Origin of the sequence: Celerinatantimonas marina, from assembly GCF_046054165.1 — a bacterium.
Classification (GTDB): domain Bacteria; phylum Pseudomonadota; class Gammaproteobacteria; order Enterobacterales; family Celerinatantimonadaceae; genus Celerinatantimonas.
In genome coordinates this window covers 117963-132412 of the sequence record NZ_JBFNXK010000007.1, presented here as the reverse complement: position 1 = coordinate 132412, position 14450 = coordinate 117963, and the positions used below count along the sequence as shown (strand labels likewise).

Annotated in this window: 14 protein-coding genes; 7 read left to right on the top strand and 7 right to left on the bottom strand. The window is 44.2% G+C overall.

Annotation, left to right across the window (positions count from 1 at the left end; translation table 11 throughout):
- Positions 1-14 precede the first annotated feature (14 nt).
- Together araG and ABUE20_RS09695 are read right to left on the bottom strand one after the other, a co-directional pair.
- Positions 15-1529 carry an L-arabinose ABC transporter ATP-binding protein AraG gene (gene araG / locus ABUE20_RS09700; RefSeq protein WP_408619703.1) on the bottom strand — a complete coding sequence of 505 codons (1515 nt, stop codon included), beginning with the start codon at positions 1527-1529 and terminating at the stop codon, positions 15-17.
- A 59-nt stretch (positions 1530-1588) separates the two neighbouring features.
- Positions 1589-2611: an arabinose ABC transporter substrate-binding protein gene (locus ABUE20_RS09695; protein WP_408619702.1), complete on the bottom strand. Its 1023-nt coding sequence runs from the start codon at positions 2609-2611 to the stop codon at positions 1589-1591.
- 372 nt (positions 2612-2983) lie between these two features.
- Between ABUE20_RS09695 and ABUE20_RS09690 the strand changes: the two genes are divergently transcribed.
- From ABUE20_RS09690 to araC, 5 genes are all read left to right on the top strand, one after another.
- The gene (locus tag ABUE20_RS09690; RefSeq protein ID WP_408619701.1) at positions 2984-4660 is read left to right on the top strand and encodes a ribulokinase; all 1677 of its coding nucleotides are present in this window, start codon (positions 2984-2986) and stop codon (positions 4658-4660) included.
- A gap of 25 nt (positions 4661-4685) precedes the next feature.
- Positions 4686-5375: an L-ribulose-5-phosphate 4-epimerase gene (locus ABUE20_RS09685; protein ID WP_408619816.1), complete on the top strand. Its 690-nt coding sequence runs from the start codon at positions 4686-4688 to the stop codon at positions 5373-5375.
- 17 nt (positions 5376-5392) lie between these two features.
- On the top strand, positions 5393-6898 hold the full coding sequence (araA, locus tag ABUE20_RS09680; protein WP_408619700.1) for an L-arabinose isomerase: 1506 nt from the start codon (positions 5393-5395) through the stop codon (positions 6896-6898).
- Between the two features lie 78 nt (positions 6899-6976).
- Positions 6977-7507 (top strand): hypothetical protein, encoded by a 531-nt coding sequence (locus ABUE20_RS09675; protein WP_408619699.1) that lies wholly within the window; start codon positions 6977-6979, stop codon positions 7505-7507.
- 46 nt (positions 7508-7553) lie between these two features.
- Positions 7554-8390, top strand: a complete 837-nt coding sequence (gene araC, locus ABUE20_RS09670; RefSeq protein ID WP_408619698.1) for an arabinose operon transcriptional regulator AraC — start codon at positions 7554-7556, stop codon at positions 8388-8390.
- Between the two features lie 139 nt (positions 8391-8529).
- Here araC and ABUE20_RS09665 read toward each other — a convergent pair whose 3' ends face one another.
- Complete coding sequence (locus ABUE20_RS09665) at positions 8530-9141, bottom strand: superoxide dismutase (RefSeq protein WP_408619697.1); 612 nt, start codon at positions 9139-9141, stop codon at positions 8530-8532.
- 320 nt (positions 9142-9461) lie between these two features.
- Between ABUE20_RS09665 and ABUE20_RS09660 the strand changes: the two genes are divergently transcribed.
- On the top strand, positions 9462-11135 hold the full coding sequence (locus ABUE20_RS09660) for a glycoside hydrolase family 43 protein (protein ID WP_408619696.1): 1674 nt from the start codon (positions 9462-9464) through the stop codon (positions 11133-11135).
- 188 nt (positions 11136-11323) lie between these two features.
- On the opposite strand, the gene ABUE20_RS09655 is transcribed toward ABUE20_RS09660, so the two are convergent.
- Positions 11324-11563, bottom strand: a complete 240-nt coding sequence (locus tag ABUE20_RS09655; RefSeq protein ID WP_408619695.1) for an alpha-crystallin domain-containing protein — start codon at positions 11561-11563, stop codon at positions 11324-11326.
- Between the two features lie 365 nt (positions 11564-11928).
- Here ABUE20_RS09655 and ABUE20_RS09650 point away from each other — a divergent pair, with 365 nt between their 5' ends.
- Positions 11929-12543 carry a hypothetical protein gene (locus ABUE20_RS09650; RefSeq protein WP_408619694.1) on the top strand — a complete coding sequence of 205 codons (615 nt, stop codon included), beginning with the start codon at positions 11929-11931 and terminating at the stop codon, positions 12541-12543.
- Positions 12544-12581: 38 nt separating this feature from the next.
- Here the strand turns inward: ABUE20_RS09650 and ABUE20_RS09645 are convergent, their stop codons facing one another.
- From ABUE20_RS09645 to ABUE20_RS09635, 3 genes are all read right to left on the bottom strand, one after another.
- Complete coding sequence (locus ABUE20_RS09645) at positions 12582-12998, bottom strand: MarR family winged helix-turn-helix transcriptional regulator (protein WP_408619693.1); 417 nt, start codon at positions 12996-12998, stop codon at positions 12582-12584.
- A complete protein-coding gene (gene dmeF, locus ABUE20_RS09640; RefSeq protein ID WP_408619692.1) occupies positions 12982-13869 on the bottom strand; it encodes a CDF family Co(II)/Ni(II) efflux transporter DmeF in 888 nt (295 codons plus the stop codon). The genes ABUE20_RS09645 and dmeF overlap by 17 nt, the downstream gene beginning before the upstream one ends.
- A 180-nt stretch (positions 13870-14049) precedes the next feature.
- Positions 14050-14325: a hypothetical protein gene (locus ABUE20_RS09635; protein ID WP_408619691.1), complete on the bottom strand. Its 276-nt coding sequence runs from the start codon at positions 14323-14325 to the stop codon at positions 14050-14052.
- Between the last annotated feature and the right edge of the window lie 125 nt (positions 14326-14450).

Sequence of the window (14450 nt, the reverse complement as noted above, 5' to 3'; positions counted from 1 at the left end):
TTTCGTCCCTTTAGCTACGCAGCGACTTCGGCATGGCCTAACATCGCATATTCGAGTACGGTTTCTTCATTAAATTGTGAACGTTCCAGTTCACCGCTAATTTGTCCATCCTTCATCACGATCAGCCGATCCGATATTCCTAAAATTTCAGGCAAATCGCTGGAAATAACAAGGACCGTGACCCCTCGTTCAGCCAAAGCAAAAATCAACTCATAGATCTCCGATTTTGCCCCAACATCAATCCCTCGCGTCGGCTCATCCAACAAAATGACTTTCATGTCGGTCGACAACCAGCGACCAAGAATCACTTTTTGTTGATTTCCTCCGGACAAATTACCGATAAGCTGTTCTAATGATGGCGTTTTCACATTCAGAGACTGAACCTGTTGTTGGGCATTCTCCATTTCCCACTGTGGTTTGATGATACATCCCATCGACAGGTGATTAGGCCGAGCACTGACATTCGTATTCTCCAAGACCGACAGTACCGGAACGATGCCGCTAGCTTTTCGATCTTCCGGGCAATAGGTCACCCCGGCGTTAATCGCATCGACCGGATTGCGAATGGATACCGTCTGACCATTGACTCGTATAGCCCCGGATGTTTTCCTTTCAGCCCCAAAAATAAGTTGCGTTAACTCCGTTCGACCTGCACCCACCAGCCCAAACAATCCTAAAATTTCTCCTTGCTGTACCGATAATGACACCGGCGCTTTTAACCCCGGACCTTCTAAATTCCGAAGTTCTAACCCCACATCACCATATTCCCGAGATTTATAATGATAAATATCATTAATTTCTCGTCCAACCATCAGTTTGACAAGTGCGTTATTCGTTAGATCCTCTAAAGATTCAAAGGTCTGAACATGGGTTCCATCTTTAAAAATGGTAATTGAATCGCATAGCTCGAAGATTTCTTCCATGCGGTGGGAAACATATAAAATGACTTTCCCTTCATCGCGAAGCTCTCGAATCACCTTAAATAGACTGACGATCTCACGTTGAGATAAACTACTGGTCGGTTCGTCGAAAGCGATAATTTTGGCATTGCGGCTTAAAGCCTTGGCAATTTCAACCATCTGCCACTGCCCTATCGATAGATTTTTCAACGGCTGTGAAGGATCAATATCTTCACCTAACCGTTTTAATTGCTCTGAAGCTTTTTTATACAGCTGATCCCGGTCAATCTGTCCATGTTTGGTCGGTAATTGCCCTAAAAATATATTTTCAGCCACCGATAATGCGGGGATTAAATTCAACTCCTGATAAATAATCGCAACGCCGGCATCCAGTGATTCCGCGGTGGATTGAAACTGATAATCCTGACCCGCAATTTTTAACTGCCCGCTGCTAGGTTGATACACACCACTTAGCACTTTTAATAATGTTGATTTTCCAGCTCCATTTTCCCCCATTAACGCATGAATTCGGCCCTCAGCAACTCCAAAGCTAATTTCAGATAACGCCTGTACGCCAGGAAATGCCTTGCCAACCCGTTCGAATTCCAGATAGTAATTGTTCGGATGCATCGTGATAATCCTCATCTGTTAGGTGGCCGAACAACGACCACCTAACCAAGCTGCCAATCTTATTTTTTAACTAAGTTGCCTAAACCTTTTTTATCCAGTTCAGCCCTAAAATTATCTCGAGTGATCAAAACCACATCTTTTACCTGAGTCATTTTGGGTGGCTCAACACCATCTTTTACCCAGTGATAGAGCATTTCGATACTTTTAAATCCATGCACGTCTGGGCTAGGTAATAACGAACCATAGAATCCGGTTGCTTTAGATTTAGAAAGTTCATTAATAGCCCCCACCCCATTGATGCCGATACCAATCACATTATCTTTGGTGAAACCTTGCCCTTCAGTGGCTCGAACGCCACCTAAAACCGTATTGTCGTTCATCCCGACAATCAGCCATTGTTTGACTTCCGGATGCTGGACCAACATTGAGTTGCCTGCGTCAAACGCTCCGGGGATATCATTCGATTTAGTCGGAACCCGATAGATCCGTTCGACTGGGAATCCAGCTTCTTTGAGAGCTTTAATCGAGCCATCGACGCGTCGTCTGGCCGTATCTAATTCATCGGCGGTAATGGCCATTACCGCGGTAGTATTAACATCCCATTTTCGGTGCAGCATCTCCTTATACAGTTCCTGTCCCTGGCGATAACCGATTTCACTGGCCGCCATCATGATTAGAGGAACATCCGTCATCGGTTTACCTTTGGCATTGATAAACTGATCATCTACAGTAATAACTTTCAAACCATAGCTTTTAGCCTTCGCCATAATAGCCGGCCCTAGTTTAGGATCGGGGGTACAGATGACAAATCCTTTGGCGCCGGAAGCGGCTAATGTGTCTATAGCGTTTAAAGTCTTCTCTCCATCAGGAACCGCCATTTTTAACGTTTCAAAGTGGTACTTAGCCCCGGCCTTATCGGCAAAAGCCCATTCAGTTTGAAACCAGGCTTCCTCAGGTTGTTTCACTAAATAACCTAGTTTGAGTTCATCATTACTACTACCAAAAAGTGCGTTAGCAGAAGTACTTACCAAAGCGCTCGTAAGTAACGCCGCCGCGATCAGACCTTTTTTTATAGTTCCCATTCTCTTTATCCCCTTGGGTTATTATCGCTACTCATTGTTAGTTGTTGTTGGGAACTTTGCGAGTGATGTAAATCACAGCGTTGACGGATAGCTTTAAAGTCCATCAGATTAGCAACCTGGACTATGACACAAATCTCATTTTCTAAGTTTTTCACAATACATGGATTAATTAATAATCAAAATAGCCCGTTTTAGGTCATTTTTTAATCTTCATTGTTAACGTTAATTACAAAGCATTCACAAAACGGGCATGGATCTCATTTATGTTTCCCTGACAAATTCATCCATCCTTTTAGCTGGATCACTCATGGCGATTTGACCTTCTGAGCCGTTTAATAATTTCCATCAGATAAAAAGTTCGCGGAGCGTTCTATGGAAAATAATCAAAAAGATCCCTACGTCATCGGCCTAGATTTTGGGTCCGATTCCGTCAGGGCATTAGTGGTCAATGCGCTAAATGGGAAAGAGTTAAGTTGTGGAGTAACCAATTACCCACGTTGGGCCAAAGGTGACTATTGCGATCCACCTAAAAGCCAGTTTCGCCATCATCCATTGGATTACATTGAATCCATGACCCATGCGATCCTCTCCGCTTTAAAACAGTTACCTGAAGAAGCGGCACAACAAGTTGTCGGGATCGGCGTTGATACCACGGGCTCAACTCCGGCACCTATCGATGCGGATGGACAAATTCTGGCGCTTAAACCTGAATTTACAGATAACCCGAATGCCATGTTTGTGCTGTGGAAAGACCATACCAGTGTCGCGATGGCGGATCGCATCAATGAACTCGCTCACGGAGGAAACTTCCCCGACTATACAAATTTCACCGGTGGTGTTTACTCTTCAGAATGGTTCTGGTCTAAAGCCGCTTATGTCAGTGAACAAGACGCTCAGGTTGCCCAAAAAGCTTATAGTTGGGTGGAATTAGCCGATTGGATCCCAGCATTGCTGAGTGGTACCACGGCGCCACATCAGCTCAAACGAGGGATCTGTGCAGCAGGCCATAAAGCTCTCTGGCATGACAGCTGGGATGGCCTACCTTCTCAGGCATTTCTGTCCGCTATTTCGCCGACTCTGGATGGTATTCGTGAACGGATGTTCGACCAAGTCTATACCTCTGATGAAAAAGCCGGAGAATTGAGCAGCGAATGGGCAACCAAACTAGGGCTACAACCTGGGATTGCCATTGCTATCGGTGAATTCGACTGCCATATGGGGGCTGTCGGTGCCGGAGCCGGTGAAGCTGATTTAGTCAAAGTCATGGGAACATCGACTTGTGATATTTTGATGACTCCATCCGAGGTCATCAAAGATAAAACCATCAAGGGGATCTGTGGTCAGGTCAACGGAAGCTCTCGCCCCGATCTTGTCGCACTTGAAGCCGGTCAATCCGGTTTTGGGGATATCTATGCTTGGTTTAAACGCGTGTTACTGTGGCCCCTGCAACAGTTAGCGGAACAAGACCCAACTCAGCAAGCTCTGGTCGATAAACTTGCGGATGATCTCATTCCTCAGCTGTCACAGGCCGCTCAACAATTCCATCCGGATCGCCATTCGCCTTTAGCCATCGACTGGCACAGTGGCCGTAGAACACCTTATGCCAACCAACGAGTGACCGGAGCGATTAGCCAATTAAATCTGGGCAGTGATGCACCTGCTATTTTCCATGCACTGGTCGAGTCAACTGCTCATGGTGCTAAAGCCATTGTTGATTGCATGACGGATCAAGGTGTTGACGTGAAACGGGTCATAGCCATTGGCGGGATTGCCCAAAAATCCCCCTTGGTGATGCAGATCTGTGCCGATGTCATCGGTCAACCACTTGCCGTTGTGGAATCTGACCAATGTTGCGCATTAGGCGCTGCCATCTTTGCCGCAACCGCCGCAGGGATTTACAGCGATAGTCAAAGTGCTCAGCAAGCTATGGCCAGTCGAATTTGCCAAACCTACCAACCTGATCCGCAGCAACACCAATTTTATCTGCAACGACATGCGGACTATCAGGCTTTAGGCGGTTTTATTGAAAGTCAAATCATCAAAGATTGAGGAAAGAGGAATGTCTAATCAATCAATGGCTGAATTACGTCAGGCAGTATGGCAGGCCAATATGGATCTGCAACGCCATCATCTTGTCACTTTCACCTGGGGCAATGTCTCCGGAATTGATCGAGAACGAGGCATTATGCTGATCAAGCCTAGTGGCGTCGCCTATGAAGATTTAACCCCAGAGAACATGGTCGAAGTCTATTTAGATGGTCGGATCCCCGAAGGGCAACTTAAGCCATCTTCTGATACCGACACGCATCTGGAACTCTATCGTCGTTTCGGCGATTTGGCAGGCATTGTTCATACCCATTCCTGTCATGCCGTCGCATGGGCTCAGGCGGGGATGCCGATTCCAGCCTTCGGGACAACCCATGCCGACTATTTTTATGGAAACATTCCATGCACCCGGGCGCTGACTCAAGCAGAAATCGATCACGACTATGAACTCAATACCGGGAAGGTCATTGCCGATACAGTGAACGCTGAAAACGTGCTCGCCATCCCTGGGATTTTAGTCAAAGAACATGGTCCATTTGCTTGGGGGAACTCTCCTGCGAATGCCGTCCACAATGCAGTCGTGCTAGAGGAAGTCGCCCGAATGGCACTGTATACCCTGCAAATCAATCCTGCGACAACACCGGTCGATAACGGATTGCTCAACAAACATTACCTAAGAAAACATGGCAAACATGCTTATTACGGTCAATCTAATTAAGAGTAAAAGAGGTCTATATGAATAACACATCGAATCAACAGGAATTATGGTTTGTTACCGGTTCCCAGCATCTTTATGGCCCAGAAGTATTAAAACAAGTTGCAGCGGACAGTGAACAAATTGTCGCGGGATTAAATCAGAAAGGTGCTATTTGTTTACCTCTGGTTTGCCAACCCACTGTAAAAACACCCGATGAAATTCTCGAAGTATGCCGGCGCGCCAATAATGATGCCAACTGTGTGGGCCTGGTCTTATGGATGCATACGTTTTCACCGGCCAAAATGTGGATCGCCGGTTTAAGTGAACTGAATAAACCTTGGGTTCACCTGCATACTCAATTTAATGCAGCGCTCCCTTGGGACAAAATTGATATGAACTTTATGAATACCAACCAGAGCGCACATGGCGGTCGTGAGTTTGGTTTCATCGGAACCCGGCTGGATATCGACCGGAAAGTCATCGTTGGCCACTGGCAAAACCCTAGTGTTCAACATCAATTAGATGATTGGAGCCGTGCAGCTCTGGGCTGGCAGGAAAGTAAACAGCTAAAAGTTGCTCGTTTTGGTGACAATATGCGTCAAGTAGCCGTCACCGAAGGGAACAAAGTTTCTGCACAAATTCAATTCGGCTATGAAGTCAACGCCTATAGTTTGGGTGAACTGACCGAAGCCGTCAACGCCGTCAGTGATGCTGATATCAATGCCTTACTTGAAGTCTATGCCAGTGAATATGAAGTTGCTCCGGGACTGCTGACCGACAGTGCAACTCGCAAAATTGTAGCCAATGATGCGCGTCTGGAATTAGGGATGGAAAGCTTCCTGAACGATGTTGGTGCCAAAGCATTCGTAAATAACTTCGAAAACTTAGATGGACTGACTAATCTACCCGGTTTAGCCACTCAGCGTCTAATGGCTAAAGGCTATGGGTTTGGTGCTGAAGGTGATTGGAAAACTTCAGCGATGACCCGCATTATGAAAGTGATGGGTCAAGGGAAAACCGGTGGCACCTCATTTATGGAAGACTATACCTATAACTTTGGGCAAACTGACCAAATTTTAGGGGCCCACATGCTGGAAGTCTGTCCAAGTATTGCCGCCGCGAAACCACGCTTGGAAGTACACCGTCACACCATTGGTTGCGACTGTGATGTTGCTCGCCTCATTTTTGCAGGTAAAGCCGGTCCAGCGATCAATGTAGCGCCAATTGACTTAGGGAACCGTTACCGCTTATTAGTCAATAAAGTAGATTGTGTGACTCCTCCACATGCGCTGCCAAATCTGCCGGTGGCCCATTCACTGTGGGAACCGCAGCCTAATCTGGAAATTGCAGCCGCAGCTTGGATCCATGCCGGTGGTGCACATCATACCGTCAGTAGCCATGATGTGAGTCTCGACACCATCACTGATTATGCCGAAATGGCTGGTGTTGAATTAGTGGTTATCGATGAACAAACCACCATTCGCCAATTTAAAAATGAGCTGCGTCACAGTGGCATCTATTACCGTCTCAAACAAGGGATTTAATATCCTCATGTAGTCTTTGGCCCGGCAGTATTCTGAAAATACCGGGCCGTTTTTTCACTTTTAACGGATTTATGCTTAATGGACTTAATTCCTGCAACCGAGCCGCTCTTCCCTACAACAGCAGAAGGTGAAAGCCTGACGTTAAATCCCTGGCAGCTTCAATTTGGCGAAAATTTAAGTCAGTTTATTCTAAGCTATAAGCATCAATGGCTGTTAAATGGTCAGTTGCACCTGCTATTCAACCATCAACCTATCGAAACGGATCAAATTCACTGGAAATCAAGGTGTCATCCACATCATTACGAAATCTGGCACTATAGTCACGAATACTTGATATCGCTGTGCATCACCTTTCACATTCAACCGAATCAACTAGCCATTAATTACTTAGCACGTAGTGAAACACCGGCCAGTTTTGAAATTTACCATCAGCTATCACTGGCCTCCACATCGGAATCAATTCCTCTGTCACTCGATGACGGACGCTATCAATATCATACCCGCGCCAGTCAGTTTAGTCGTATCCCTAATCAGCAGATGTTATTGGATACATTTGTCTCGACCCTCACGATTCCTTTTTTAAATAAATGTGACCTAAATTCGAGATAGCAAGCAATCTATTGTTTATTATGGTAAAAAAGACATGTGCTTATCTATGCAAACAGATCCTCTTAAACCAGGTTATAATTTCGATGCACATCTAGTGGCCGGATTGACTTCTATTATTGAAGGCAATGATCTTGATTTTATTATTGATCGTCCTTCAGGAATGAAAGGGTATATTCTGAATTTGACCATAAAAGGAGAAGGTCGAATCTTCTCTGGAGATAAAGCATTCGACGTCAAAGAAGGCGATTTATTATTATTTCCGCCCGGGATCGCCCATTACTATCGTCGTCATCCAAATTGTTCTAATTGGTTCCACCGTTGGGTTTATTTCAGACCGCGGGCCTTCTGGTCAGACTGGCTACAATGGCATGATAACAAGAATGGTGTCTTTATGACGCCGAGTCTAGATGATGATGTTATTAGTGGCCTGGAGCCCCTGTTTATCGATATTGAACACTCAGCCAAAAGTGATAATCCTTATCACGGGGATTTGGCACTCAATTTATTGGAGCAATTATTAATTCGTTGTAAAACTCTCCAGCCAGGAGTCATGGGACGACGGATCGATCCTCGGATCTTAGAAGTGATTCATTATATGTCTCAAAATCTCAGCCGAGATTTTAGTAATGATGAGTTAGCCGCAACCGTTTGCATTTCCTCTTCCCGACTAGGACATTTATTCCGGGCCGAAATGGGAATGACAATTACGCAATGGCGAGATGATCAACGAATCAGCCGAGCTAAACAATTATTAGTGACGACTAACCACTCCATTAATAAAATTAGCCGAATTATTGGATACAGTGACCCACTCTACTTTTCAAGGGTATTCAAACGAATTGCCGGAGTCAGTCCTAAAAATTATCGAGATCAGATTACTTAATCCAAAATCAATTACTGATAATAAGCGCTGTTTGTGTTTTATGTGATCGCCAGTGATATATCACACGTTTTATGATGGCTTAAATCACGACTCATAAAACAATAAAACACAAACGCGGCTTTATATATTGACTGAGTTATCAAGCTAATGCTTGCTGATAACGTCGTTCAACTTCGTTCCAATGAATCACGTTAAAAAACGCCTGAATATAATCCGGACGTTTATTCTGATATTTCAAATAATAAGCATGCTCCCAGACATCTAATCCTAAAATAGGAACATGACCATCCATTAACGGGCTGTCCTGATTCAATGTGGATCCCACAACCAGTTTTTTATCTGCCGTCACGCTCAGCCAGGCCCAGCCGCTCCCAAAACGGGCAACAGCAGCAGCGACAAAGGCTTCTTTAAAGGCTTCAAATCCCCCTAGATCAGTATCAATCGCAGCAGCAAGACTTCCGGAAGGAAGACCTCCCCCCTGAGGAGACATCACCGCCCAAAATAATGAGTGATTCGCATGGCCCCCACCGTGATTAATAATAGCCTGACGAACCGAAGGTTCGAACTGATCCAATTGTTTCAATAATGATTCAACAGGAGGCGTTTCTGACATCAGAGGCTGAATCGCAGCATTTAGTTTATCCACATAGGTCTGATGGTGCCGAGAGTGATGGATTTCCATAGTTTTAGCATCAATATGAGGCTCTAAGGCATCATATGCATAAGGCAGTGGCGAAAGTTCATAGGCCATATTCAGGCTCCTCTTTAATGACAAAATACCGCATCACTGACTCAGGAAAGAACTGTTCCCCCCGGTCAATCCATATGATAATGCTTATCATTATTATTTAATGCAAGTGAAAATGTTATTTTTTTGTTTGTTTTTACAACTTGATATCAACAATTTTTTTAAGACCTAGAATCAGCTCAACAGATCGCTTCATTCATCGCGGAGTCCATCACAGAACTAACAGAAAATATATGAAACCGGTTGTACAACAACGCATCAACGCTGATGATAAAGCCATATTTTAGTTTGGATACGAACCTTATCCGGGATTAGAGCATTAGATGATGGACACAATCGGAAAAATAGGCTTATTCGGGCTCATGGGATTGATCAGTGGCTGGCACAGTGCAATAGCTAACACCGCGCAGTTTGATTGGTTTAAATATCAGGGAGAGTCCGCGCTAAAAGTTCATGCAACGCAATACGTCAACCCTATTCTTCCGGGGTTTTATCCCGATCCATCAATTACTCGTGTTAAAAATCACTACTATCTAGTTAATTCAAGTTTTGCTTATTTTCCCGGGTTTCCGATTTTCCAATCAGAAAATCTGGTCGATTGGAAACAGATTGGTAATGCATTTGATCGAACCAGTCAATTTCAATTGAATGGGATCGATAGTTCACGTGGAATGTTCGCCCCTGATATCTCCTATCATAATGGGACTTATTATCTGGTCAGTACCTGTGTCGAATGCGGCCAGCCATTTCTACGGAATTTTGTGCTCACGGCCAAAGCGCCTCAAGGGCCATGGTCGACTCCCACAACCTTAGACTTTGATGGGATCGATCCTTCAATATTTTGGGATGATGACGGCAAAGCTTACATCGTTCACAACGGTGACCCCATCGGGGGTTCGAAATATGATGGCCATAAGGCGATCTGGTTACAGTCATTTGATCCAAAAACAAAGAAAATGGTGGGTCAGGCCATTCAAATCGTCAATGGTGGTGTAAATATTCAGGATAAGCCGTTCTGGATCGAAGGGCCACATCTGTTTAAGAAAGACCACAAGTACTACTTGATCGCGGCCGAAGGCGGAACCCAAAACAATCACTCTGAAGTCGTCTTTCGAGCGGATAAAGTAACAGGGCCTTATATTCCTTACGATCAAAATCCAATTTTAACGCAGCGAACCCTAGATCCAGAGCGTAAAAATCCAGTTGCTAATGCCGGTCACGCCGATCTAGTACAAACTCAAGACGGGCAATGGTGGGCCGTTTTTCTGGGAGTGCGCCCATATGATCCTGAAGGAAACTTTAATATAGGACGAGAAACATTCCTACTCCCCGTACAATGGAAAAACGGATGGCCAGTCATTCTGAAAAATGGCAAGAAAATACCGCTAGTCGTTAAAAAACCGACAATTGATCATTCAAAAAACAGCCACAACGGATCACTCAGCTATATCGACTCATTCGATCAAAGCCACCTTGGCCCCCAATGGATCAGCTTAAGAACCTCGAATACAAAGCGCTATCAACTGGTGGATGGAAAGTTGATTTTGCACGCCGCCGGGAAAATCGGTGACATGCAAAAAACACCGGCCTTTGTAGGACGGCGCTTGCAACATCAACAGGCAACTATTTCGACCCGCTTAGATTTTACCCCCGAACAGTCCGGAGATCAGGCCGGGTTAGTCGCGATACAAAATGATCGCTCATTTCTATTTTTTGGGGTTGAACGCCTTAATAATCAGAATGTCATTGCACTTTATAAACACGATCAGTCCGATAAACAACAGCTCATCCAATCCGTTCCCTACACCGCTCAGCATGTTGATTTGACCATTCACGTCAATCGGGGACAGATGTCATTTGACTATACCGTGGCCCACCAAACGAAAACCTTAGCCGCTCATGTTGACACTCGGTTTTTGAGTACCCCTCAAGCGGGCGGTTTTGTCGGTACCGTGATTGGCCCATACAGCTATCATGAGACCCCACCAGAGAAATAATCGCAGGGGCTATAGGCCCCTATGTGAATCCACTTCACATCATGATGACGATTTAACCTGACACCAGATGTCAGACTCATGGCCATAAAATAAAGATACCGACACATCCTACGCCAGCATATCGCATAGATGCCGTGCCATACATATAGACGTTATTCAGATAGCCCATGGTCAAGCATATGTTTCAGCTACGACCGTTCGGGATCATCACTACCATCAAACAACTTTTGTAAATCAGCCAATTTAGCAATAAGCTGCCTAGACGCTAACTGTGACAGATGTAGAGTCACCGCCACATCATTGCAATCTTCGGGTAATAGATTGCCACTAAAGGAGATGACCTTATTTTTGATATCTAATGTCAAATGTTCTATATCTTCAATTTCGATCGGGAAAAATAATTTAGAAGTTCGACTAACCGCAACCATACGAGTAAATATTCCATTTTTGATAGCTGACGAAATGAGTCACAGCGGAAACTACCGCTATCGTAATCAATTTACATCAAGGCAGGAACAGTATTGATATTTAGCATAATATCCTAATTCAGCCTGATTTGTTAGATTTAGATCAAGGATCACAAACCAGTACTCTCCGGTAAATCATCCCATCATAGTATTTCCCTCGGTATCAATCTGTTACATAAACCACGACCACACTTGAATTCGTTGAGTTAGGTTTGAATTGACCCGATGCTCAAGAGATAATACGCTGCTCGTTTGGAATAAAAAAGTCACTTCAGCCCTGCTCTGGGCCATTTAATTATCTGTTAAAACAAAGAGAAGGAAGCGTCATGTATTTAGGCTATCGACAAGTCCTCATTGGATTTGGGAAGTTCATAGCATTTAGTGCTTTTATTGCAGCTTTATTTGGCATAATTTGGTGCGACATTACTTTCTGGAAACATCCACTCACAGAACGTTCTGCCACTGAATTAATGCAGGAAATTCTCATCGGCTGCTCTGCACTGATGTTTTGGATTCTGGCTTTACAGTATTCATCTCGAAGAGGTCTTTTCATTCTGGTGGCAGGATTTTTTTCAGTCATGCTGATTCGGGAACTCGATTCATTTTTCAACCTGATTAGTGATGGTTTTTGGCTTTATCCCGCACTAGCTTTAACTGGTATAAGTGTGATCGGAGCCTTCAGTTGTAAAAAAACGGTAATTCAACCACTCGCTGACTTTATGGCAAATCGACATTATCAGACCATCAGTCATGGCCTAATTATTTTACTGGTTTTTAGCCGGTTATTCGGTATGGATCTCCTATGGCAAACCCTACTGGGTGATGACTACCGACGTATTGTCAAAGATCTAGTCGAAGAAGGGGTTGAATTACTGGGTTACGGATTTATTTTTATCGGCTCGCTCAATTATTTCATCACTAAATATCGAGCCAACCACTAAAACGAAAGAGCATGGACGCTCTGCTTGTAACACTCCATTTAAAATTCACAATTAATTCGCTTCAGACAATCCACTAATACCAATTTTTCAGCATCATCAATTTGTCGTGTCAAATCATTCACCAACTCTAAATGTAATTTATTGTGCTGCTTCTGTAAGGCCTGCCCGGCTGGCGTCAACTGCACCACAATAGAACGGCGATCATTGTCATGCGGAGTCCGTTCAATTAATTCCATCCGCACCAGCTTATCTACCTGTACCGTTAATGTTCCGGTCGTGATGGCCAACTTTTCGGCCAATTCTTTCATTCGCATCGGCCCATGATTCCCCAGGACTTCAATCGTATGGATCTGTGCCAGCGAATACCCCGTATCTTTCACAACTGAATCTTCCCAAGAAGAAAACTTATCGTAAAACTCCGTGAGTAAATGATTAAGCTCAGTTAATTGCTTCATGTTCATCTCCATCGCTCATTTCAACGGCAAGGTAACGGATTTTATCAAATTCGGATAACAGATCTTTATACTTCTGAAGTGACTGCTTACTGTTAGAATGAAGCGTCATCATCACGGCGTAATGATCGGCACTAACCGGCCAAATCTGTAGCCTTGATACCTGTCCCCCCAAGGTTTCAACCGCTTGTAGAATACTTGTAGAATAAGAAGGTTCTACCCCGCTATCTAGCAAAATAGCGCTGGTTTGCATTAATAAATTGTATCCCCATTTTAAAATAACGAGGCTACCGACAATTCCCATAACGGGATCAAGCCAAAACCATCCCCACAGTTTTCCGGCACATAGCGCAATGATGGCCATCACCGATGTTAAGGCATCTGCAAGCACATGAATGTAAGCCGCGCGTAAATTATGATCATGAGGAGCATGCGAATGATGAGAGCCATGGCTGTGTGGATGCTCTCTTAACAACACCATGCTCACCGCATTAACCACCAACCCAAGACAAGCAATCGCAATTGCTTCATTAAATCGGATCGTTTCTGGAGCAAAAATACGATTAATCGATTCCCCTGCCATCACCAATGCAACCAAGCTCAATACAATAGCACTCGTGTATCCACCTAATACGCTGACCTTTCCCGTTCCCAGAGGAAACGCCCGATTGCCACTATTTTTCCGAGCGTAGTAGTAGGCAAATAATGTAATACAAAATGCGGCGGCATGTGTTCCCATATGCCAGCCATCGGCCAACAACGCCATCGAGCCAAATGAGATGCCGGACAAAATTTCAATAACCATCACAACGGCTGTCAGCAGCAAAACATATCGAGTATTACGTTCTCCATGATTTGTGTGGGAATGAGACATAAAGGACTCTCAAATAATTTGATTTAACAAAATACTTGATCATCAAAGTATATTTGTCAACTTATCCTATTTAAGACGATTTAGAATAGGTGATTCAAAAAATACAACGCCAGAGGGTTCAGCTTTCCATCTGACGTTTAATCAACAGGAATAGATAAATGATCGGGATCCACTTAACCGCTAGACATCATCATCCATGCCATAGGATGCGGCGACACCATCCGCATATCCTAATGCAAACGCTGCATGAGGATTATGCAGACGTTCTTTCACACTATTATCCGAATTATCCGATCGTTCAGGAAGATTACTAAAATCAATTTGAAGCACACTCTCTTGCTGAAGACCGGCTTGATAACCTAAATCATAAGCACATCCGGAACAGTAATGATGGGCAGCATCAGCAGATTCAAAAGGAAGCAGATCAAACCGACTATCATGACGGTGTTTACTCATACAAACGCTCATATCAATATGCCTTTTCTAGGAGGAATCGATTTCATTATCAATATAATAACTATCGATAAATTCGCTATAGCTCAAAAAATAGCGGATAGAGGTCTGACCTCTTTTAATATTTG

What these genes read in the sequence shown, in the direction of transcription:
- araC (WP_408619698.1), top strand. Translation starts at nt 7,554, where the DNA reads ATGCAAACAGATCCTCTTAAACCAGGTTATAATTTCGATGCACATCTA.
- ABUE20_RS09665 (WP_408619697.1), bottom strand. Translation starts at nt 9,141, where the DNA reads ATGGCCTATGAACTTTCGCCACTGCCTTATGCATATGATGCCTTAGAG.
- ABUE20_RS09655 (WP_408619695.1), bottom strand. Translation starts at nt 11,563, where the DNA reads ATGGTTGCGGTTAGTCGAACTTCTAAATTATTTTTCCCGATCGAAATT.
- ABUE20_RS09675 (WP_408619699.1), top strand. Translation starts at nt 6,977, where the DNA reads ATGGACTTAATTCCTGCAACCGAGCCGCTCTTCCCTACAACAGCAGAA.
- ABUE20_RS09635 (WP_408619691.1), bottom strand. Translation starts at nt 14,325, where the DNA reads ATGAGTAAACACCGTCATGATAGTCGGTTTGATCTGCTTCCTTTTGAA.
- ABUE20_RS09650 (WP_408619694.1), top strand. Translation starts at nt 11,929, where the DNA reads ATGTATTTAGGCTATCGACAAGTCCTCATTGGATTTGGGAAGTTCATA.
- araG (WP_408619703.1), bottom strand. Translation starts at nt 1,529, where the DNA reads ATGCATCCGAACAATTACTATCTGGAATTCGAACGGGTTGGCAAGGCA.
- ABUE20_RS09690 (WP_408619701.1), top strand. Translation starts at nt 2,984, where the DNA reads ATGGAAAATAATCAAAAAGATCCCTACGTCATCGGCCTAGATTTTGGG.
- ABUE20_RS09660 (WP_408619696.1), top strand. Translation starts at nt 9,462, where the DNA reads ATGATGGACACAATCGGAAAAATAGGCTTATTCGGGCTCATGGGATTG.
- ABUE20_RS09685 (WP_408619816.1), top strand. Translation starts at nt 4,686, where the DNA reads ATGGCTGAATTACGTCAGGCAGTATGGCAGGCCAATATGGATCTGCAA.
- ABUE20_RS09645 (WP_408619693.1), bottom strand. Translation starts at nt 12,998, where the DNA reads ATGAAGCAATTAACTGAGCTTAATCATTTACTCACGGAGTTTTACGAT.
- dmeF (WP_408619692.1), bottom strand. Translation starts at nt 13,869, where the DNA reads ATGTCTCATTCCCACACAAATCATGGAGAACGTAATACTCGATATGTT.
- ABUE20_RS09695 (WP_408619702.1), bottom strand. Translation starts at nt 2,611, where the DNA reads ATGGGAACTATAAAAAAAGGTCTGATCGCGGCGGCGTTACTTACGAGC.
- araA (WP_408619700.1), top strand. Translation starts at nt 5,393, where the DNA reads ATGAATAACACATCGAATCAACAGGAATTATGGTTTGTTACCGGTTCC.